Origin of the sequence: Pseudoalteromonas aliena (genome assembly GCF_038155085.1) — a bacterium.
GTDB classification, from domain to species: Bacteria; Pseudomonadota; Gammaproteobacteria; order Enterobacterales; family Alteromonadaceae; genus Pseudoalteromonas; species Pseudoalteromonas aliena_A.
On the sequence record NZ_JBAKAU010000012.1, the window covers coordinates 1 to 21,252 of the forward strand.

The 21,252-nt window shown below is 37.4% G+C and carries 16 protein-coding genes and 1 tRNA gene; 10 read left to right on the top strand and 7 right to left on the bottom strand.

The features are described 5' to 3' along the window. Positions 1 to 126 precede the first annotated feature (126 nt). Positions 127 to 202: transfer RNA gene (locus V6260_RS12320), tRNA-Phe, on the bottom strand. Between the two features lie 348 nt (positions 203 to 550). Between V6260_RS12320 and V6260_RS12325 the strand changes: the two genes are divergently transcribed. Next, the gene (locus tag V6260_RS12325; protein ID WP_341594439.1) at positions 551 to 3,328 is read left to right on the top strand and encodes a hybrid sensor histidine kinase/response regulator; all 2,778 of its coding nucleotides are present in this window, start codon (positions 551 to 553) and stop codon (positions 3,326 to 3,328) included. A 49-nt stretch (positions 3,329 to 3,377) separates the two neighbouring features. Here the strand turns inward: V6260_RS12325 and V6260_RS12330 are convergent, their stop codons facing one another. Then, positions 3,378 to 3,650 carry an oxidative damage protection protein gene (locus V6260_RS12330; RefSeq protein WP_002962543.1) on the bottom strand — a complete coding sequence of 91 codons (273 nt, stop codon included), beginning with the start codon at positions 3,648 to 3,650 and terminating at the stop codon, positions 3,378 to 3,380. A 35-nt stretch (positions 3,651 to 3,685) separates the two neighbouring features. Continuing rightward, positions 3,686 to 4,747 carry an A/G-specific adenine glycosylase gene (mutY, locus tag V6260_RS12335; protein ID WP_341594441.1) on the bottom strand — a complete coding sequence of 354 codons (1,062 nt, stop codon included), beginning with the start codon at positions 4,745 to 4,747 and terminating at the stop codon, positions 3,686 to 3,688. A 161-nt stretch (positions 4,748 to 4,908) separates the two neighbouring features. Here mutY and trmB point away from each other — a divergent pair, with 161 nt between their 5' ends. The 4 genes from trmB (at position 4,909) to arcA (ending at position 9,699) form a co-directional block, all read left to right on the top strand. Beyond that, complete coding sequence (gene trmB, locus V6260_RS12340) at positions 4,909 to 5,634, top strand: tRNA (guanosine(46)-N7)-methyltransferase TrmB (protein WP_341594443.1); 726 nt, start codon at positions 4,909 to 4,911, stop codon at positions 5,632 to 5,634. Positions 5,635 to 5,698: 64 nt separating this feature from the next. Next, positions 5,699 to 6,724 carry a 16S rRNA (guanine(1207)-N(2))-methyltransferase RsmC gene (gene rsmC / locus V6260_RS12345; protein WP_341594445.1) on the top strand — a complete coding sequence of 342 codons (1,026 nt, stop codon included), beginning with the start codon at positions 5,699 to 5,701 and terminating at the stop codon, positions 6,722 to 6,724. A gap of 162 nt (positions 6,725 to 6,886) precedes the next feature. Further along, the gene (locus V6260_RS12350; RefSeq protein WP_341594447.1) at positions 6,887 to 8,506 is read left to right on the top strand and encodes a HAMP domain-containing sensor histidine kinase; all 1,620 of its coding nucleotides are present in this window, start codon (positions 6,887 to 6,889) and stop codon (positions 8,504 to 8,506) included. 476 nt (positions 8,507 to 8,982) lie between these two features. Further along, positions 8,983 to 9,699 (top strand): two-component system response regulator ArcA, encoded by a 717-nt coding sequence (gene arcA, locus V6260_RS12355; protein ID WP_341594449.1) that lies wholly within the window; start codon positions 8,983 to 8,985, stop codon positions 9,697 to 9,699. Positions 9,700 to 9,713: 14 nt separating this feature from the next. Here arcA and arcB read toward each other — a convergent pair whose 3' ends face one another. After that, positions 9,714 to 12,032: an aerobic respiration two-component sensor histidine kinase ArcB gene (arcB, locus tag V6260_RS12360; RefSeq protein ID WP_341594451.1), complete on the bottom strand. Its 2,319-nt coding sequence runs from the start codon at positions 12,030 to 12,032 to the stop codon at positions 9,714 to 9,716. Between the two features lie 234 nt (positions 12,033 to 12,266). On the opposite strand from arcB, the gene folE2 reads away from it, so the two are divergent. The 4 genes from folE2 (at position 12,267) to V6260_RS12380 (ending at position 15,668) form a co-directional block, all read left to right on the top strand. Then, positions 12,267 to 13,187 (top strand): GTP cyclohydrolase FolE2, encoded by a 921-nt coding sequence (folE2, locus tag V6260_RS12365; RefSeq protein ID WP_341594453.1) that lies wholly within the window; start codon positions 12,267 to 12,269, stop codon positions 13,185 to 13,187. Between the two features lie 111 nt (positions 13,188 to 13,298). Continuing rightward, positions 13,299 to 13,892: a DUF2726 domain-containing protein gene (locus V6260_RS12370; protein ID WP_341594455.1), complete on the top strand. Its 594-nt coding sequence runs from the start codon at positions 13,299 to 13,301 to the stop codon at positions 13,890 to 13,892. 123 nt (positions 13,893 to 14,015) lie between these two features. After that, entirely contained in the window at positions 14,016 to 14,723 is a 708-nt protein-coding gene (mtnN, locus tag V6260_RS12375) for a 5'-methylthioadenosine/S-adenosylhomocysteine nucleosidase (RefSeq protein ID WP_341594457.1), read from the top strand. Further along, positions 14,724 to 15,668: a cobalamin biosynthesis protein CobD/CbiB gene (locus V6260_RS12380; protein WP_341594459.1), complete on the top strand. Its 945-nt coding sequence runs from the start codon at positions 14,724 to 14,726 to the stop codon at positions 15,666 to 15,668. An 81-nt stretch (positions 15,669 to 15,749) separates the two neighbouring features. Here V6260_RS12380 and tyrS read toward each other — a convergent pair whose 3' ends face one another. Continuing rightward, positions 15,750 to 16,949, bottom strand: coding sequence for a tyrosine--tRNA ligase (gene tyrS / locus V6260_RS12385; RefSeq protein ID WP_341594461.1), 1,200 nt, complete (start codon positions 16,947 to 16,949; stop codon positions 15,750 to 15,752). Positions 16,950 to 17,272: 323 nt separating this feature from the next. Between tyrS and V6260_RS12390 the strand changes: the two genes are divergently transcribed. After that, positions 17,273 to 18,586 (top strand): peptidoglycan DD-metalloendopeptidase family protein, encoded by a 1,314-nt coding sequence (locus V6260_RS12390; RefSeq protein WP_341594463.1) that lies wholly within the window; start codon positions 17,273 to 17,275, stop codon positions 18,584 to 18,586. Positions 18,587 to 18,849: 263 nt separating this feature from the next. Here V6260_RS12390 and V6260_RS12395 read toward each other — a convergent pair whose 3' ends face one another. Then, positions 18,850 to 19,821 carry an aldo/keto reductase gene (locus tag V6260_RS12395; RefSeq protein WP_341594465.1) on the bottom strand — a complete coding sequence of 324 codons (972 nt, stop codon included), beginning with the start codon at positions 19,819 to 19,821 and terminating at the stop codon, positions 18,850 to 18,852. Between the two features lie 300 nt (positions 19,822 to 20,121). After that, on the bottom strand, positions 20,122 to 21,252 hold the full coding sequence (locus tag V6260_RS12400) for a sodium ion-translocating decarboxylase subunit beta (protein WP_341594467.1): 1,131 nt from the start codon (positions 21,250 to 21,252) through the stop codon (positions 20,122 to 20,124).

A 21,252-nucleotide genomic window follows, 5' to 3' on the forward strand; every position in this document is an offset into this window, starting at 1 on the left:
CGGTTGACCTACTGATTACAAGTCAGTTGCTCTACCAGCTGAGCTAAGTCGGCACACAAAACTGTGTGCTAAGGCACGCATAATAACATTTAATATTTTTTATTTTAAACATTATTACTTTAATAATGGTGCCTCGACCCGGAATCGAACCAGGGACACGAGGATTTTCAATCCTCTGCTCTACCAACTGAGCTATCGAGGCACTTAAATAGTGCTAATTAAAAATCTTAAAGGATTTTTAATGCAATCCCTAATCAGCTCTATCAACTGAGCTATCTGGGCGTGCGGCGTATTAAACGAGTTTTGCCCTTACAAGTCAACTTTTTTTTTATTCTTTATAACTGTTTGAACGGTTTTCAAGCAACTAGAGGCTTTTTTACAAATTTGTGTTTGTTTATTCAACAGATAAATTAAAAAACAATTAGTTAATCAATTAAACCAGACTAAAAACGTAGTGAATTATTTTTTGTAAATGTTACGATTACCTAGTAATACGGTAAAGGCTTACCGTATTTAAATATACCAACTGGATACCAACTGGGAACATTCAATGCAGAGTAAACTCTCTTCACCGGTAAAAGGCTTACTACCTCTTTTTTTAATTATAAATATTGTAGTAACTGCACTCGCTCTTATTGCATATTCATTTTATTTAAAAAAAGAAACAAACTCCTTACAACCAGAGCCATCAATCAATATAACAGCACTTGCAAGTAAACTTGATTCACCAATGATTGATGCACTAACTATGTATGGGCAAGGTAAGGTAAAACAATTGCTTGATTTGACCTCACTACTGGATGATAACTTCGAATATACTTTGTATCGTTTCAACACGACTTCAGATATTCAACTGGTATATAGTAGTACTAAACCCACAATTGATGCGGCTAAAACAGATCAACACATAGCTGAGAAAGGTATTTTACATCATTTATTAATGCTAAATGATCAGCCCATTGGCGAACTCATCATTAAACAGAAGCAGCCCTCGCTCATTTTAAGTGCACAAAACTCTCAAGTTATTGCTTACGTTATTGCTATCGCCTATGTCGTTACATTATTAATGCTTACTTTAGTATTTAATACTTACATAAATACTCGTTTACGTAAAAGCACCGACTACCTTACACAAGAGTTACAGGCCGTTACTGAAGAGGGAAATTATGATAGTAATGTTAATGAGCAGCTAGATATTGGGCTCAGTGTAGTAGCCAAACATATCAATTTATTACTACAAAAAGTACAAAGTGCAATGAGTGATAATGAAGCTGCACAAAAGGAGCTTCGAAAATTACAAAATGGTCTAGAAGCAGAGGTACAAAATCGCACCTTAGCACTTGAACAGGCAACATTAAAAGCCGAGCGAGCTAGCGAAACTAAAACAACGTTCTTAGCTACAATGAGCCATGAAATAAGAACACCAATGAATGGTGTTATAGGGACAATTGATTTATTACGTCAAACCGAGCTCGATGGAGCACAACATCGTTTGAGCACAATCATTCGCGAATCTGCATTCTCTTTATTAAGTATTTTGGATGACATTTTAGATTTTTCTAAAATTGAGGCTGGAAAGTTAAATATTGATCCAACCCCTTTTTCAGTAACCGATACTATTGAGGAGGTTGCTCGTGTACTTTCATCGGTTGCCAAAAAGCGTGAACTTGATTTAGAGCTAGCAATTGCACCAGACATCCCTATAAACCTTACAGGGGATAGCGTTCGTGTACGCCAGGTTCTTTATAACTTATGCAGTAATGCAATCAAATTTACTAGTACCGATGAAAAAACTCAAGGTCATGTGAAAATATCTGTAGAAGTGGCGCACAATACAGCGGACCATTTTACCTTACGTTTTTGTGTAACCGATAATGGTAAAGGGATGACGCAAACACAGCTGCGCGAAATATTTAATCCATTTATACAAGCCGAAAACTCAATAACTCGAGAGTATGGAGGCACAGGCTTAGGCCTCTCTATCTGTAAAAGTTTGACAGAGCTTATGCTAGGTACTATTCATGTAACTAGCCATGCAGGCATAGGTAGTGAATTTACGGTTGAATTACCCTTTAGCACATCAGGTAAAATTAAGTATGCACATAAAGGCGCACTTAATGGCAAGCAAATAATAGTAGTAAGCGACCATCTTGAGCGCGAAAAAGTAATGTATCGTTACTTATCTTTCATGGGCGCTAAGATAACCTACATACATGCCGAAGAGGAAATTGAAGAATATCAGCATTCACAAGGTATTATTTGGGTAGCTGATGGTATAGATAATATGGATAAAATTAATGCGCTTTTAAGGCGCTTATTATACTCATTAGAGGACTATAATCAGCAAATCGTTGTACTAAGTAAGCTTGATGAGGCGGCTATTAACCATAAAAATATTTTTTATATTAATGCTTCACCTTTATGTAAATCGAACTTTATGCTTTCTATTTTAGTAGCTGCTGGTTTACATACACCTAAGCAAATTAAAAAAACTAAAACTCTTAATAACTACTTAAATGTCGAGCAAGCCCGTAAATCAAATAAGCTTATTTTGCTTGTTGAGGACAATCTACTAAACCAGCAAGTACTCACCGATCAGCTGCATATATTAGGTTTTGGTGTTGAAATAGCTAACAACGGTGAAGAAGGCTTAGATATGTGGAGAAAAGGTGATTATTCACTTATTTTAACCGACTTACACATGCCTAAAATGTCGGGTTACGATATGGTTGAAAAGATCCGTAATGAAGCAGAGCTATTAGAATCCATCGATGCACAGCCTTACATTATTGCTGTAACTGCCAATGCACTCAAAGGTGAAAAGGAGCGCTGTTTAGCGGTAGGTATCAACGATTTTATCACTAAACCTATCGAGTTAAACGCACTTGAAGAGACTTTGAAACGCTGGAGTGATAAGAAAAACCTAAATCAAAATGTAGTACTTCACCAAGTTACAGCACTACCGATTGACATGGAAGCGGTAGCTAAGTACGTAAATGGTGATCACGCAAAGCAAATTCGTTTTTTCAAAATGTATTTAGACCAAAGCCAAGGACTGATTAAAAGCATTAACTCTGGCGTTATGGTTAATGATTTAAATGAAATTATTGATGGATGCCATCAATTGAAATCAATTTCCAAAACAATTGGTGCTCAAACGGTGGCAGAACTTTCAAATATGTTTGAAGATAAATGTAAAGAAAGTGAACTCACAATTGATGAATTAATAGACTTAAGAGATAAATTAGAAATTGAATACTCTAAAGCAGCTCAATTTTTAAAGGAACAAATTAAAATATCTGAGCAAGAAGATGAGTTAAATGAATAAATAAACATAAAAAAAGGGCTAAATAGCCCTTTTTCTTATGTTTAAAACATTACTTTTCAGGCGGTCGATAACCTTCAATTTCTACATCTTTGTTTTCAAACAAAAAGCCAACCATTTGCTCTTCTAAAAATGTGCGGTGCTCTGGGTCCATCATATTTAAATGCTTTTCGTTGATAAGCATTGTTTGTTTATGTTGCCACTGAGCCCACGCTTCTTTAGAGATGTTATTAAAAATCTTTTCACCAATTTCACCAGGGTATAACTGAAAGCCAAGCCCTTCGGCTTCTTTTTGTAACTTTTGACAAAATACTGTACGTGCCATGATTGATTCTCTCTAACGCTAAATATGGAGCTATTCTATACTATTGCTGTAATTTGTTTAACCAACTTTTTAGTTGGCGCTGCTAGGCCAACCTCTATTGATTGATCAAGCGGATACCAGACCAATTGCTTATCGTTTACCACATCAGGAGCTTTCTTAACATTAAGCACATGCGGGTTAATCCTCAACTCAAAGTGTGAAAACACATGAATGAACGCTTCAAGCTCTACCAAACTAGCCCCAAGGCCTTGCTGAGCTAAAAATATTTGAAGCTCTTCATACTCATTAAATTCAAAAAAGCCAAACAATCCTCCCCAAATACCGCTGTTAGGACGTTTTTCCATAAGCACTTTATCACCACACTGAATAATTAACTGATGACAACTCTTTTTAGGCACTGCTTTTTTTGGTTTTGAATGTGGGAACTCTTTTACCTTGCCTGTATTAAAAGCGCCACAGCCTGAGTTTAATGGGCAAGCCTCACAATCAAACCGACTACGTGAGCAAACGCTCGACCCTAAATCCATCATAGCTTGATTAAACTCGGTAACATTATCTTTAGGCGTTAACTGCTCTGATAAATGCCAAAGCTGGTTTTCGACTTTTTTAACGCCGTACCAGCCTTCAATCATAAAGTAGCGCGCTAAAACTCGCTTAACATTCCCATCTAAAATAGGATGATGCTGCCCAAGCGACAATGATAAAACAGCTCCAGCAGTAGAGCGCCCTATTCCTGGTAAACCCATTACTTCATCGAGTGTTTTCGGGAACTCACCTTGGTATTTGTCACGCACTATTTTAGCTGTTTTATGTAAGTTACGCGCACGAGCGTAATATCCTAAACCAGTCCAGTGATGCAGTACCAAGTCTTCATCCGCATCAGCTAAAGCGATAATGTTCGGAAAGCTTTGCATAAACTTTTCAAAGTATGGAATAACAGTAATAACTTGGGTTTGCTGCAGCATAACCTCTGACACCCATACTTTATAAGGTGTCTTACCTAGCTGCCACGGGAGTGTTTTACGCCCATGAAGGTGATACCAATCAACAACTTGATTAGAAAAACAGTACAACTGCTCTTTATTTAAATCCAACATTTTTTACTTTTACTGATCCCCAATGGCGGCTCAGTCTATTGCAGTTAACAAAAAGATCAAGCTATGTGGGGTGTAAAACCAGCTAATACTTGTGATTGCGGGCTCGGTCAGGGATAATATGCAACCATTTTAAAACACATTGTTTTTGTCAGGCCAATAATATGAGTGAATCAAGCAACACTAACCTTGAGCAAGCTAAGCAAGAAGGTAAATACATCCGCACTATTCGCAGTTTTGTAAAACGCGAAGGTCGATTAACCAAAGGCCAAGCTGCTGCAATCGAAAAATGCTGGCCAACAATGGGCCTAGAGCATAAAAACGGTATGCTTGATTTAAGTGAAGTTTTTGGCAACAACAACGATGTTGTAGTAGAAATTGGTTTTGGTATGGGTAAATCGCTTGTCGAAATGGCAGCAAATGCCCCTCATCTAAACTTTATTGGTATTGAAGTACACCGCCCAGGCGTTGGTGCTTGTTTAATGGATGCCGATGAAGCAGGCGTTACCAACTTACGTATTTTTGAACACGATGCAGTTGAAGTACTAGCAGATTGCATACCTAATGAAAGCTTAACAACACTACAGTTATTTTTCCCTGATCCTTGGCATAAAAAGCGTCATCACAAACGCCGTATTGTACAAACTGAGTTTGTTGAAAAGCTAAGGGCCCAACTTAAAATGGGTGGTGTTTTTCATATGGCAACAGATTGGGAAAACTACGCAGAGCACATGCTTGAAGTAATGAATGTAGCGCCTGGTTTTAAAAACCAGTCAGAAACAAATGATTATGTTCCACGTCCAGATTTGCGTCCGCTTACTAAGTTTGAGCAACGCGGCCATCGTTTAGGTCATGGCGTATGGGATTTAATGTTTGAGCGTATTAAGTAATTAAATTTTAATTACTTAATCTCACTTTTAATAAAACTAAACATACTGTAAGGCAAAGCCATTTATGAGCGTATTAACCAACCCAAGTTTACTGTTACTTCGAAATAGCGAGGCACTAACGGGTAAATCTATCTTGGTGGTCAACTTTGTTCAAGATGGCTTCTTAACAGAGCTTAAAAAACTTAATCCGCAAAGCAAAGTAACTGCGTTTAGCTACAACTATGCTAACGGAGAGTTTGCTAAAAACACCAAAGACATTGACGTTCATGTAAGCCACACAATACCTGGTAACGACTACGATTTAGTTATTCTTTACTACCCTAAATCAAAACCAGAGTTATTAATGGCACTTGATAATATTCGTTCTGCTATTACCGATGATGCCGAACTGTTGGTGGTAGGTGAAAACAAAGGTGGTGTTAAGTCAATTGAAAAGCAATTAGCTGGTAAAGCTGAGTTTAGTAACAAGATTGATTCAGCTAAGCACTGCGTTCTTTACTCATTTGCTGAAATTTCTAAGCACCCTCACTTTGATATTACGACTTACCATAAAAAGTTTGTTGTTAATGTTGCCGATACTGAATTTACAGCTGTTAGTGTTCCAGGAGTGTTTAATCACGGTAGTTTAGATATAGGAACGAAAGTTCTACTGGAAAACGCACCGACAATTAATCAAGGTAAAGTTCTCGACTTTGGTTGTGGCGCAGGTTTAATAGCCGCTTTTTTAGGGCTCCATAATCCAGAACTTGAGTTTGTGTGTAGTGATGTAAGTGCGTTGGCAACTTACGCAACACAGCAAACCCTAAAGCTTAACAACATAAATGGCAAAGCGATATTAAGTGACGGCCTTAAAAGCATTAATGGCAAATTTGATTTAATTATTAGCAATCCACCTTTTCATACTGGTATTGCAACCGACTACACAGTAGCAGAAACATTTTTAGAAAATGCAAAGCAGCATTTAACTAAAGCAGGAAAACTAAATATTGTTGCGAATAGCTTTTTAAAATACCCTCCTATTTTAGAGATGCAATTTGGAAAATATCAAACCGTGTTTAAGAACAATAAATTTGCGGTGTATAGTAATTAATCTAAATTTTGGATAGTAAATCTAATTCTAACTTTATAGATTGAGTATATAAGATACTCAATCTAATTGAAGAATAACGATAAATTTTGGCTTATTTTTCTCCATATCCTCTCTTTTTTGCTAAACTAAAAACTCCCAACCATTGCAATTAATTCAGCGATAATGCCTAAAAAAGCTCATCAAAGTAGTATCCGAAAAGCACTTATAAGCTTAATTATACTTATTACAGGAATATGCCTGTCGTTATCTATTTCTGTATCTACCTATTTAAGTATTAGAGAACAAAAACAATTAAAAACGAATAAACTTATTATTCTTTCTGAAATTATTGCCTTTGATGCTGGTAAGTCAGTATTAAATAATGATCGAAAAACTGAAGAAAAGCGTCTCAAGTCATTTGAAAAAATCCCTCTAATAAAAAACATCCATATTTATTCGATAGAGAAAAGTACGCAAAAACCTATTTTTTTTATTAGCTTTAATGCTAAAAAAACACCACCCGTACCAATTAAAATCAATAGTGTTGCTGAGTTAATAACCCCCCGCATTACGGGCAACTATATTGAGCTTACTCGACCTATCTATGACGGTAAAAATTTAATAGGTCATATATACATACGAGGTAGCCTAGAAAGCTTAGATATTTATATTAAGAAAAAGATTTTTATCGACATATTATTAACATTGTTAATTTCTGTGGTGGTTTATTTTATTACCATCAGAGTTCAACGTCGTATAGCTGGGCCCATTGAGCAATTAAGCATGCTTTTACAAGACGTATCTAAAAACCATAACTATGATGTACGTGCAAAAAGAACAGACATACAAGAAATTACAGCACTTTCTAATAATTTAAATATCATGCTATCGCGCACTAGAAAACAACTAACTCGTCATGAAAAAGATAAACAAGAAATAAAACGTTTAAATCAAAACCTCGAAGAAAAAGTAAATCAACGCACCATTGCACTAAGAGAAGCCAATCAGGAGCTCTTATCAACTCTTGAGCGAATGCATCAATATCAAACACAAATTGTTGAAAATGAAAAAATGGCATCTCTTGGGCAAATGGTAGCTGGAGTTGCCCACGAAGTTAATACACCTATAGGCCTTGGCATTACAAGTTCAACATTGTTACAAGATAAACTGTCTAATATTCAGACTAGTTTTAACGAAAAAAAGCTTACCTCAAATCAGCTAAAACTTTTTATCGACGAAGGCATAGAGAACTTAGAGTTAATTTATCGTAATTTAAATCGTGCCGCTGATTTGATCGCTAACTTTAAAAAAGTAGCTGTGCTAAAAGATGACGGTATAAATACACATATTAATATCTACAAATTAATAAATAACGTTTTAATATCAATACAATCTGAAATAGTAGTGAGAAATCCAGAAGTTATTATAAACTGCTCTCCGCATTTAATGGTACTTAGTAAGGCTGAACCCTTACAGCAAGTATTTCAGCAGCTCATCATGAACTCTATAGTTCATGGCTTTGTAACCAATAAAAATAATAAGATATATTTCGATATAGATCTAACAGCGAATCAACTTACTATTGTTTACTCTGACAATGGTCAAGGGGTTAGCGGCAGTATTAAACATAATATTTTTGACCCCTTTATTACATCAAAAAGAGGACAAGGAGCAAGTGGCCTTGGAATGCACTTGGCATATAACTTAGTTACTCAAACTCTTGGGGGGAAAATAATATTTGACCTTGAAGAAAAGCACGGTGCACGCTTTATAATTACAATCCCACAAGTAAAGAACACCTAAAAGCATACTAATTTAAAATTTGTCCTTGAATTAGTATTTAATGGCCTCATTTAGAAAGCATGTGGTAAATGTGTAACATTTTTTAATTATATTAAATAAATATTGCCAAGCAAATTATGAACTTTATTGCCTTTGCAGTATCACATACATTGATGAAAGGTTAGAAAATGGTATAATTTCGCTTTGGATTAGTCTGATTATTTTGAGTACTTTGTTTGATTGGTGGATATATCAATTATCAGAGGAAAACGGCTTCAACTTTTATGATTCAAATAACTACATCCATGAATATACCAATTAAACAGTAGTTTTTGCACAGCCCTTTTTATGTAGACTTTGGATACCCTACTGTTTTATTTTTATCCAATTTGTTTTTTCTTGTTAACAAATGGGTATAATCCTATAATCTCTAGCAATCGGTTATAAATTCATCACCGATTTTTTATAAATAAAATATTCCAAAAGGTTAATTAATAATGCAAACGCCAGTCATTCTAATCGTAGAGGATGAAGACGTAACTCGACTCAACCTCGTTAGTTTATTTGAAGCTGAAGGTTACAAAGTTATTGAAGCCATTGATGGCGATGATATGCATGACAAGCTTACAAATAACGATGACGTTAATCTTGTAGTTATGGACATCAATCTTCCAGGTAAAAACGGCCTCATTTTAGCCCGTGAGTTACGTCAAAAACGCAAGGTAGGCCTTATTTTCTTAACAGGTCGTGATAATGATGTCGATCGTATTTTAGGCCTTGAAATTGGTGCTGATGATTATATCACTAAACCATTCAATCCTCGTGAATTGACTATTAGAGCGCGTAACCTTATTACTCGTACTGCTTTAGGTGGTGAAGAGTCGGCACTAGAAACAAATGGTGTTATTACATTTAACGGTTGGGAGCTGGATGAAAACAGCCGTTGTCTTACTTCTCCAAATGGCGATGCTAAACGTTTACCAAAAGGTGAATACAGAGCACTTCGTTTAATGCTCGATTCTCCTGGTCGTATTTTTAGCCGAGAGCAATTAATCAAGCACATGACAGGCCGAGAACTTCGCGCAAATGACCGAACTGTTGACGTTACTATTCGTCGCATTCGTAAGCATTTTGAAAGCGACAACTCAACGTCTGAACTAATCAGCACCATTCATGGTGAAGGTTACCGCTTTATTGGTAAAATTGACGCTTAATTAAAGTAAATTCATTACTCTAATTGTTGTAAGAATAAATGAAGGGCCTGCTGTCCTTCATTTATTTTATCTGCTAGCACATCCAACCACCCCTTTAATACTTCATCTGACTCTTCAATCGCACCATACTCCATTATTTTTGCATGTAGCTGTACGTCATTTAAACCTACTGAGCCTGCAGACCCTTTAAGCTTATGCGCTACCGACTTATATTCTTCCCTGTCGTTTGAGTTGAGTGAAGTTAACATTTCTTGTTGGTACTGAGGATTTAATTTTTCAAATAACTGACTACTGCGCTTAAACACATCTAAGCCCATTGAGTTAACAAAATCTTCTATCGTTTCAACATCGAGTAAATGTGCATTAATTTCTTTAAGTGCTTCTTCGCTCACTTTTAATTGCGGCTCAGTACACTTAGCCTGCTTAATATCAAATAAATCGGCAAGCATTTTATCAAGCTTCACGGTATTAATTGGCTTAGCTAAAGCACCTTGTATCGAAATCCCTTCAAGCTCTTCTTCAGCGCTGCGCACGTTAGCTGTAAGTGCAACTATAGGTAGATTATCAAAATGGCTATCTGAGCGTATGTGCTTAGCAACCACATCCCCGTTTATATCCGGTAACTGCATGTCTAGCAGTACTAAATCCAAATCGTCTTCGGTTTCTACAAACGACAGTGCATCTTCGCCGGTTTCAGCCCAAAGCACTTCATGGCCTCGTTGCTCTAATAAGTTAGTTGCTATTTCGGCATTTAATGGGACATCTTCAACAAGTAATATATATAAACCTCGTCCCACATAGCTTTGCTCTGTAGGTGCTACACATAAACTAAGTGGAATTTGTACTGTAAAGCAGCTACCTTCCCCTTCGGTACTATTAACTGTAATTGTGCCTTTCATAGCGCTAACAAGCGCTTTAGTTACAGCAAGCCCAATGCCAGAGCCTATGGCATTAGTCCCTTTTAAATCTGGCGCTTTATAGTACATATCAAATATTCGAGCAAGTTGTTCTTGCGGAATACCTTGCCCAGTGTCTGATATTTTAATAACGAGCCAAGGCCTCTCTTCGTGGTTTTCACGGCTACACTCAAGAGTAACTTTACCTTGTTGGGTAAACTTAACGGCATTATTAATTAGATTCCAAACCACTTGACGTAAGCGAGTCGGATCGAGCAACGCATACACGTCTAGCTTGCCATTTCGCTCAATATTAAACTCTAACTCTTTTTGCTCAGCAATAAGTCCTGCAAAATTAACCACATCATTTATAAAGTCAGATACATTGATTGAGTCAGTTGCAATATCAAGCTGATCTCTATCTATTTTATCTAAATCTATAATATCATTAAATATATTACCGAGCGTCTCAGCACTTGAAAATACAGTATTACACCAACTTCGTTGCTGTTTATTTAACTCTGTATCAAGTAACATACGCGTTAAACCTACGATACCATTTAGAGGGGTGCGTAGCTCATGACTTAATGTAGCTATAAATTTACCTTTATCTTTATAGGCAGTTTCTAGTGCCTGCGCAGCTTCTTTACGGCTAGTTATATCACGCCCAAAACCAAGCAACCCAATATACTCGCCTCTGTCATTAATAAACGGTAACTTACGTAATTCAAACCAACGTTTTTCACCTTCAACTTCATAGCCCACATCTATAGTAATAGGTTTATGTGTTTGCTCTACTTGCTCATCAGTAGTAAGTACCTGGGATAAAAAGTGTGTTGGAAATATTTTCTCAGCACTTTTACCAATAATTTCGCTACTTGATTTTCCCATAACCTCTTCAAACATTTTATTACAACCAGCAAATACGCCATTGTTGTCGCGGTAGTAAAATAAATCGGGGGATGAATCAACAATAGAGCGCAGTAACATGCCCTGCTGGGCTAACTCTTGCTGCGTTTTTTTACGCTCTGCAATTTCTCGGCGTAGCTCTTCAATTGCACGGTGCTTGGCATGAAATGCCATTTTTCGTTCATCAATTTCAATGTTTAAACGATTAATATTGTCTTTTAAGGTTTGGTTTAAAAGCTTTTCTTGTTTTGTAGCGCTATCTAAATAGGCGTATGAGGCATCAAGCTGACGAATAGAATTCAGCAGAACATTAATTATAAGTGGTGAAACAACTGCAGCAAAAAACATTACAGCCAAAATATCAACAATATGTAGTTCACCAATAGCCACATAATAAAACATACTTGATAAAATAAGTGATACAGACAGCAGCAAGCCATAACAAAAAGCGGCGGTTTTAAATTCACCAAATCGCTTTATAGAGCTGGAAAGAGCCCTGACCCAAGGGCTCAATGAATAATCAGTCATACGTAATTTTATCTCTTAGCTGTATGCTTTAATGTTATAAAGAAAGCAATGTATATGTATAAACATACTATTTTTCCAGATTTTAGCATTTTTATGTGTTCTCTACTCATGTTGTGCAACAAAAACAGAAGATTTTCTGCTTGAATTTCCCCTCTTCTTAAACTCATCATTTCAGCCATAAATTATTTAGTGTAAAATGCAGCGCTTTATTATGATCAATAACGAGTAGTGTAGATGCAAACCAACATGCCCGATATAGCTGATACGGCACCCGCTTTACAAACAGGTAAGTTAGACTGGGTTGGTATGGGCGAAATAGAACTGCCATTTATTTTTGAAACAAAAAACTTAGCGCCGGTTACCGTTAATGCTAAAGCGCATGCATTTGTTAATTTACATAAAGAAGATGCCAAAGGCATTCATATGTCACGCTTGTTTTTAGCTCTCGACCTGCTATCTACCGAACAACACGTTAACCCACATACAATTGCACAAGCACTCGATACTTTTATTACTAGCCACGAAGATTTAAGTGATAAAGCAAAAATTGAATTTAAATTTGAGTTACCACTTCGTCGAAAATCATTATTAAGTGGTAAAGCTGGCTGGAAAAGCTACCCGATTACGCTTACAAGTACAATTGAAAGCAATACCATTAGCTACGAGCTAACAGTAGATGTCACCTACTCATCAACATGCCCTTGCTCAGCAGCACTTGCTCGTCAGCTTATACAAAATGCATTTAATAAAAAGTTTAATCAAGAAACACTAAATCAAAAGGACGTACTCGAATGGTTAGGAACTACCCAAGGTATTGTGGCTACTCCCCATTCTCAACGTTCTGTTGCCAACGTAAAAGTAAAGCTTGTTGACAACATTGAAGAGTTTGATGTTGTTAACTTAATAAACACTCTTGAAAATGAACTCAAAACGCCTGTGCAGGCGGCAGTAAAACGCGAAGACGAGCAAGAGTTTGCCCGTTTGAATGGCCAAAACCTTATGTTCTGTGAAGACGCAGCCCGTAAAATTAAAGCCTTATTAGAAGCCGATAACTACAAAGACTACTGGTTACAAATAAACCACTATGAATCACTACATGCACACGATGCTGTAGCTATTGCGATTAAAGGTATTGAAGGTGGCTACAAAGCTTAATAGCTGCGTAGCGTCATTTTAAAAAACATACGATAGTTTATAACAACCACTATATAGGCACGTTAATTGCTTTAATTAAACAGTGTCAATTTGTTGTTATGGAGTTACCGTATGGAATTCGCTTTATTATTAATCCTAGTATTAGTCGTCGGGGCATCTATCGTTGCGTCAAAATTTAATGATGATGGCGGAAACCCCTATCCTTTTACTCGTAAGCAAACTGTATTCACACAGGTTGAAGGGGCTTTTTTAAACCTTCTAGAACGCGCCGTTGGCGATCAATATAAAATTGTTAGTCGTGTTAAGCTAATTGATGTTATTGATTGTAAAGAGGGTCTTTCTGTAAAATCTAAGCGTGTGGCATTAGCAAAAGCTAAAAATAAACAGCTTGATTTTGTATTAGTCGACAAAGAGAAATTAACTATAATTGCAGCTGTTGACTTAGTTAACAATTCAAACAGAGATGGGCATAAAGCTCAACGCGATTGGTTTGTAAATGGTGCTTTAGAGTCCGCGGGTATTCCGCATATTCGCATGAAAGTAAAATCAGGATACCGCCCATCAGAAGTGCGTGATGCAATCATGTTTAAATTAGGTAAGCCATCAGCGCAGACACAGCGTCCTGCTCGTAACAGAGCCTATAAACCCGCAGTGCTTTCCCCTTCACAAGCAAAAGCGCAAACAACTTCATTGGCCGAGATTTAAAATTCAATTATATACTCTCCTCCTAAAGGTATTTCAAGCGAGCCGCAAAAACTGCTCGCTTTTTTGTTTTTTATAGCTAACTTCACGTATAATAAAGTTATTCAAACTCAGGAATTTAACACTATGAATGTTGGTATTATTGGCGCAATGGAGCCAGAAGTTAAGATTTTACGCGAGGCAATGCAAAATCCAGAAATCTTAACTAAAGCAGGTTTTACTTTTTATACTGGTGAGCTGGCTGGTAACACAGTAACACTTGTTCAATCTGGTATAGGTAAAGTTGCATCAACTATTGCAACTACTTTACTTATCGATAATTTTAAACCTGATTGCGTTATTAATACAGGCTCTGCTGGTGGCTTTGATCCGTCACTTAGTGTTGGTGATGTAGTTATTTCCTCTGAAGTTCGCCATCACGATGTAGACGTAACTGCATTTGGTTATGAAATTGGTCAAGTACCACAAATGCCTGCAGGCTTTGCTGCCCACCCTAAATTAGTAGAAGCAGCACAACAAACAATTACTCAAATTAGCGAAGTAAACACCTTAGTTGGTCTAATTTGTACTGGCGATTCATTTATGTGTGACCCTGTACGCATTGATAAAGCTCGCAGTGATTTTCCTACAATGCTTGCCGTTGAAATGGAAGGCGCCTCAATCGCACAAACTTGTTTTACGCTTAATACACCTTTTGTGGTCATTCGCTCTATGTCTGACATTGCAGGAAAAGAGTCTCCACAGTCATTTGAAGAATATCTAGAAACTGCATCAATCAACTCGTCTAAAATGGTTGTTGCACTTCTTGAAAAGCTAACAACAGTATCGTTGTAAATGCTTAACAATATTGTTCAGGAAAATTTGGACTTTGTTGCCTTTGTAATAGCGCTCATTGCCGAGCGCTTTTTTCCTTTGCTAAGCTTATATCACCCAAATACAGTTTTAACGGCTATTTTTAATGCGATAGGAAAGCGAGTTTACAAACCTGCTGAACCAAAAAGTTATCTCTATTTAGCGTCGAGCCTTGCATGCATGCTCCCTCTTAGTATTATACTGATTATTACTACACTACTGCTCGAATTTGCCTTTTACCCTGAACTTCTCTCTGGTCTAATATTATATTTATGCCTTGAAAGCAAAGCCATAGATAAAAAAGCACTGCGCATAGCAAAACTTACTAGACAGAACCAAAAATCGACAGCGCGTGAGTTACTAAGTCCATTACTTGCACGAGAGGTAAATAAACTTTCAGCTTCTGGAATTATTAAAGCCTTAATAGAAAGTTTAATCCTGCGCACTGCCCGCAATTACTTTGTCGTTATATTTATATTTATATTACTTGGTCCGATTGCTGCTTTAGCCTATAGATTGCTTACTCTAATGCAACAAGCATGGCGAGCCGACATTTCTCCTAATAGCTATTTTTTACAGCCACTTAAAGTAATGCTATTTGTTATAGAATTTATTCCTATACGTTTACTTGCTTTAACTATTGCTGCAACAAGGGCAAGCAAACAAAGCCTTCATTATATAAGGCATTATGGCAGGCACTTCTATCAAACAAATTCCGGTTGGCTACTAAGTGCGTGCTCGGCATCACTTGGCGTACAACTTGGTGGCCCTGCGTTTTACTTTGGTAAGCGCTTCAATAAAATGCGCATTGGTACGGATAGGTTGCCCACTGCCGATGATGTCCCCTTAATAATTAATAGATTAAATCAAGCTCGTGTATTTTGGCTGTTAGTTATTGTAAGCGTCGAAATATTGAAAGTGATTTAGTGATTACCTCGTATTTAATTTTGTAGCCACAATACAAGCACAAAAAACCAGCCTAGGCTGGTTTTATAGTTTTCAACAAATTTAAGCTACAGTGATGTTTGCAAACTTACGTTTACCTACTTGGTAAATAGCTGTTGTGCCTTTTGCTACTTCAAGTTTGGTGTCAGTGATTTTATCTTCACCGTTAAGTTTAACCGCACCTTGCTTAATCATACGCATTGCTTCTGATGTACTTGCTACTAAATTTGCTTCTTTAAGCAAGTTAGCAATTAAAATAGTATCTTCTGCGATAGTGATTGTTAGCTCAGGGATTTCATCTGGTAACGCTTTTTTCTGAAAACGTTTTATAAAATCGTCATGTGCCGCTTGTGCATCTTCTTCGCTATGAAAACGTGTGATTAGCTCTTTAGCCAGCTCAATTTTAATATCGCGCGGATTAGTGCCTTGTTCAACACGTTTTTTTTGCGCTGCAATTTGCTCAATTGAAAGACCACTTAATAAGTCGTAGTAGCGCCACATTAGTACATCGCTAATCGACATTACTTTACCAAACATATCATTTGGCGCATCAGTAATACCAATGTAATTACCTAGCGACTTAGACATTTTTTGAACGCCGTCAGTACCTTCAAGTAATGGCATCATTAATACAGTTTGCGGTTTTTGACCTTCTACTTTTTGTAGCTCACGGCCCATTAACAAGTTAAAGCGCTGATCTGTACCGCCTAGTTCAACATCTGATTCTAGTGCAACCGAATCCCAACCTTGTACAAGCGGGTATAAAAACTCATGAATCGCAATCGGTTGACCACTTCCGTAACGCTTTTTAAAATCATCACGTTCAAGCATACGTGCTACTGTTTGGTTAGCAGCAAGCTTAATCATACCTGCTGCACCTAGTTTTTCCATCCAAGTAGAATTAAATGCAACCGTTGTTTTAGCCGGATCTAATATTTTAAATACTTGCTCTTTGTATGTTTCAGCATTGGCTAGTACATCTTCGCGAGTAAGTGGTTTACGTGTTACGTTTTTACCTGTTGGGTCACCAATCATACCTGTAAAGTCACCAATTAAGAAAATTACCTCATGACCTAAATCCTGAAAGGTTTTCATTTTATTAATTAGTACAGTGTGACCTAAGTGTAAATCAGGCGCTGTAGGATCAAAGCCTGCTTTTATTTTTAGCTTTTTGCCCGACTTTAGTTTTTCAACTAGTTCGTCTTCAATTAATATTTCTTCTGCACCGCGTTTTATCTCTGCTAGAGCGGTTTGTAAATCCACTTTTTATTACTCCAAAATTCTGCCAACGAAGAGGCGACTAGTTACTTGCGTAATCATGGTTTAATAAAGGCTTAAACCAAATATATAGATGTAGCTAACATAACAAATTTCTACCTAATTAAAACAACTTTTTAAGTGATTCATGCAACTAAACTAAATCAATTGAGTCTTAGCGAGGTAGAGCGTTAAAAAAGGCTTTCTAAGCCCGATTTTAGCGTAATTTAAGGTCAGTTTAAATCTACAAAACACTAGTATTCATACATTTTTAAGTATATCCTGCAATATTATGTATTAATTATCTTGACAGCAGAAAAAGGCACGTTATGGTTCACGTGGTTCACACGCTCCCCAAAAAACACAAATTGCTTATTCTAGGTTTGCTTTCTGCTATTGTTGGCTTAGCCTTTCTTCCTTCTGAAAAAGCCACTGCCTCCAAAGACAATAGTGCAAATGCACTAGAAATTGGAAAGCGATATGAGCTGCCTGTTAAAGTTGATAACAACGAAAAATTAACTGAGTTAAATTCAGAGCAAGCAGCAGAAAAGTTACCAGAATACGATTTCGTCAATTATAAAGTTAAAAATGGCGACAATTTAGCAATTATCTTTAAGCGTGCTGGTTTTTCAGCTCAAACGCTTCATAAACTTATTAACACTAATGCAGAGACTCGCAAGCTGACTAAAATTCACCCAGGTGAGATACTTAGCTTTGCAACTGCTGAAGATGGCTCTTTAGCTCAACTGCGTTATGTGATTTCAAAAACCGATACTTTATTTGTCACCCTAAACGACGAAGGTAACTACGATACAGCTATTGATAGCAAAGAGATTGAAACACTGACTAAAACCGCCGGTGGTGAAATATCTAACAACTTCTGGACCTCTGCGATTGCCGCAGGTCTAAGTGAACGTCAAATAATGAATTTTGCTGATATTTTTGGTTGGGATGTTGATTTTGCAAATGATATTCGTAAAGGTGATGAGTTTGGTCTAATTTACGAGTCTCATTATGTAGATGGTGAATTTATTGGCACTGGTAAAATTATTGCCGCAGAGTTTATTAATCAAGGCCAGCGTTTTGCTGCTATTCGCCATACAGACGGTAACTTTTATACACCAGAAGGCCGCAGTATGAAAAAAGCATTTCTACGCGCACCTGTTAATTTTAAGTATATTAGCTCAAGTTTTAACCCTCGACGCTTACATCCAGTTACAGGGCAAGTAAGAGCTCATAGAGGTATTGATTACGCAGCTCGCACTGGTACGCCAGTTGTTGCATCAGGTAATGGCAAGGTAATTAAGGCTGGTTACAGCAAATATAATGGCAACTATATATTCATCAGCCATGGCACAAAATATGTAACGAAGTACTTGCACCTTAATAAAAAGCTAGTTAAAACAGGACAAAGAGTTAAACAAGGACAAAAGATTGGTACTGTTGGCTCAACAGGTCGTGTTACTGGCGCTCACTTACACTATGAGTTTTTAGTAAATGGCGTTCACCGTAACCCTAAAACAGTAAAACTTCCTAAGTCTGAGCCATTACCTCGCTCAGAACTTGCTAAGTTTAAACCTATTGCTGATAACTTTATTGCCCAGCTTGAGCGCAATCGCGAACTGCAAGTTGCACTTAAATAAAGTTTATTAATAAACATTAAAAAAGCCTTTGCAGGTTTAATCTGCATAGGCTTTTTGTACACACTAGAAACCATTAATACATTAATAAATAAATGAGCTGAATAACCAAAGACCCCATCACTAATGGCCAGATATATTTACTATATTTGGTTGCACCGTTGAGTCCTATTTTACTTTGATATTTTTCAAGCAAGGGTATAAGTATCGCCAGCGCAACAAACAAACCAATTAAAATAACAAATATGTTCACATTAATGCCCTACTTATGGTAATTCGTGGCCTTTAGCGCTTACATAAAGTGCGTACCAATGCTCACGAGTTAGCTCTACGTTTACAGCATCACAAGAAGCTTTAATCCGTTTAGCATTAGTTGTTCCAATAATTGGCTGAATAGATGCGGGATGGCGAAGCAACCATGCAAGTACAATTGCCTCAGCAGAGGTTTCATAAAGTGCAGCCAGCTTATTGACTAAAAGACTGGTGTTGATGTCTGCTTGAGATGCGTTTGATAAATCACTACCGCTGTACAAGCCTTGACAAAGACTACCCCAGCTTTGAATTTGGATTTCAAAATGGCGACAGTATTCAGTGCTTCCTGAAGTAAAATTGAGGTTTTTACCATCAGCGTTACCGGCATATACACCTTCATCAACAAACTGATGTTTTTGCAGGCTCGCTTCTATTTGATTAGCAACAATTGGCATATCGAGCGCATGCTGTAAAAAATTCATTTGGTGCTGCTGCATATTAGACACTGCAAAATTGCGCACTTTACCGCTTTCTTTTAAGCAACTAAATATGCGAGCAATTTCGTTAACTTCCATGAGTGGATCAGGGCGATGTAGCATAAGTACGTCTAAATAGTCTGTATTTAATCGTTTTAAGGATGCTTCAACTGATTGCTCAATCCACTTTGGTGAAAAATCATAGCGCTTTGGCCCTAAGTCATCTTCAAAACGAATCCCACACTTAGATTGAATATACATGTGCTCTCTAAGCTCTGGTCGTTCACTTAGTGCTTGTCCAAAAACCTGTTCTGCTTTACCAAAAGTATAAATATCAGCATGGTCAAAAAAATTAATGCCGCCTTCAATGGCGTTATCTATACATTCATGAGCTTGCTTAACATGTGCATCAGTGATTGCGTCTTTATCCCAACTGCCGCCCAGCCCCATACATCCAAATACAAGTTTACTAACATGAGGCAAGTGCTTTGCTAAAGGCGTGTGAAGCATGGTAACTATCCTTAAAATGTTGAAGAGCTGTTACTGTAAACAAAAAGCGCTGAACAAGAAACCATTAAGAGGCGAAGAAATTAAGAACAAAAAAAAGCGCAGTAAACTGCGCTAATCGGTTGGATTAAAAGAAGGGTCTATTGATCTTTGCGGATTAAATTTATCCAAACTAGGGGCTATTTAATCACGGCGAGAGGTTTGTAACCTAGTGGGCTCGGTAACTGCTCCTGCGTTACTCTACTGGCTTACATCCATATAAGAATAAGTAAAAACCAAGCAACAAAGAAAATAACCCCTAGCTTAACCAACAAGTGCTAATAAAATACCCGCAGCAACTGCACTACCAAGTACACCCGCTACATTGGGTCCCATAGCATGCATAAGTAAAAAGTTATGTGGATTACTTTCAAGGCCAACTTTATTAACTACTCGTGCCGCCATTGGCACAGCCGATACACCTGCTGCCCCAATTAATGGATTTATAGGTGTTTTAGATATACGGTTAAGTCCTTTTGCCATAAATACGCCCGACGCTGTACCAATTGCAAAAGCCAGTGCGCCAAGCAATAAAATACCAATCGTCTCAACAGTTAAAAACTTATCTGCAGCAAGCTTTGAGCCTACAGCTAAGCCTAAAAATATAGTTGTAACATTGATGATTTCGTTTTGAGCACTGTTACTTAATCGATCAACAACACCCGACTCTCGCATTAAGTTACCTAAACAAAACATACCTACAAGTGGTATAGCTGCTGGTAAAAATAGTGCCGTTAAACTAAGCACCATAAGAGGAAAAATGATCTTTTCCTTTTTAGATACTTTGCGAAGCTCTGGCATTTTTATTTTGCGTTCTTCTGGGGTCGTTAATGCACGCATAATTGGCGGCTGAATAATTGGCACAAGTGCCATGTATGAATATGCAGCTACTGCTATTGCGCCTAGTAAATCAGGTGCCAGTTTTGACGCTAAAAATATTGCTGTTGGTCCATCGGCACCACCGATAATGGCAATAGCCGATGCATCTTGTAGCGTGAACTCAAAACCTGGAACATAGTTAAGTAATATAGCGCCAAACAATGTAGCAAAAATACCAAACTGTGCAGCCGCACCTAATAACAACATACGTGGGTTTGCAATAAGCGCGCTAAAGTCGGTCAGCGCCCCTACTCCCATAAATATCAACAGCGGAAAAATCCCCGTATCAATACCCACATAATAAACATAGTATAAAAGCCCACCTGGGTCTGACAAACCTGCCACAGGCACATTTGTTAAAATTGCACCAAAACCAATAGGTAGCAGCAGTAGTGGCTCAAAGCCTTTAGCTATCGCTAAAAACAGTAATAAACACCCTACCGCAATCATTATTAACGATGGGATTGTAAAGTTAGCAATGCCCGTCGCATTCCAGAGGTTTAAAATACCGTCCAT

Bases quoted from the DNA above. Each gene is read 5' to 3' on its own strand.
- V6260_RS12325 (WP_341594439.1), top strand. From the start codon at position 551: ATGCAGAGTAAACTCTCTTCACCGGTAAAAGGCTTACTACCTCTTTTT.
- V6260_RS12330 (WP_002962543.1), bottom strand. From the start codon at position 3,650: ATGGCACGTACAGTATTTTGTCAAAAGTTACAAAAAGAAGCCGAAGGG.
- mutY (WP_341594441.1), bottom strand. From the start codon at position 4,747: ATGTTGGATTTAAATAAAGAGCAGTTGTACTGTTTTTCTAATCAAGTT.
- trmB (WP_341594443.1), top strand. From the start codon at position 4,909: ATGAGTGAATCAAGCAACACTAACCTTGAGCAAGCTAAGCAAGAAGGT.
- rsmC (WP_341594445.1), top strand. From the start codon at position 5,699: ATGAGCGTATTAACCAACCCAAGTTTACTGTTACTTCGAAATAGCGAG.
- V6260_RS12350 (WP_341594447.1), top strand. From the start codon at position 6,887: ATGCCTAAAAAAGCTCATCAAAGTAGTATCCGAAAAGCACTTATAAGC.
- arcA (WP_341594449.1), top strand. From the start codon at position 8,983: ATGCAAACGCCAGTCATTCTAATCGTAGAGGATGAAGACGTAACTCGA.
- arcB (WP_341594451.1), bottom strand. From the start codon at position 12,032: ATGACTGATTATTCATTGAGCCCTTGGGTCAGGGCTCTTTCCAGCTCT.
- folE2 (WP_341594453.1), top strand. From the start codon at position 12,267: ATGCAAACCAACATGCCCGATATAGCTGATACGGCACCCGCTTTACAA.
- V6260_RS12370 (WP_341594455.1), top strand. From the start codon at position 13,299: ATGGAATTCGCTTTATTATTAATCCTAGTATTAGTCGTCGGGGCATCT.
- mtnN (WP_341594457.1), top strand. From the start codon at position 14,016: ATGAATGTTGGTATTATTGGCGCAATGGAGCCAGAAGTTAAGATTTTA.
- V6260_RS12380 (WP_341594459.1), top strand. From the start codon at position 14,724: ATGCTTAACAATATTGTTCAGGAAAATTTGGACTTTGTTGCCTTTGTA.
- V6260_RS12390 (WP_341594463.1), top strand. From the start codon at position 17,273: ATGGTTCACGTGGTTCACACGCTCCCCAAAAAACACAAATTGCTTATT.
- V6260_RS12395 (WP_341594465.1), bottom strand. From the start codon at position 19,821: ATGCTTCACACGCCTTTAGCAAAGCACTTGCCTCATGTTAGTAAACTT.
- V6260_RS12400 (WP_341594467.1), bottom strand. From the start codon at position 21,252: ATGGACGGTATTTTAAACCTCTGGAATGCGACGGGCATTGCTAACTTT.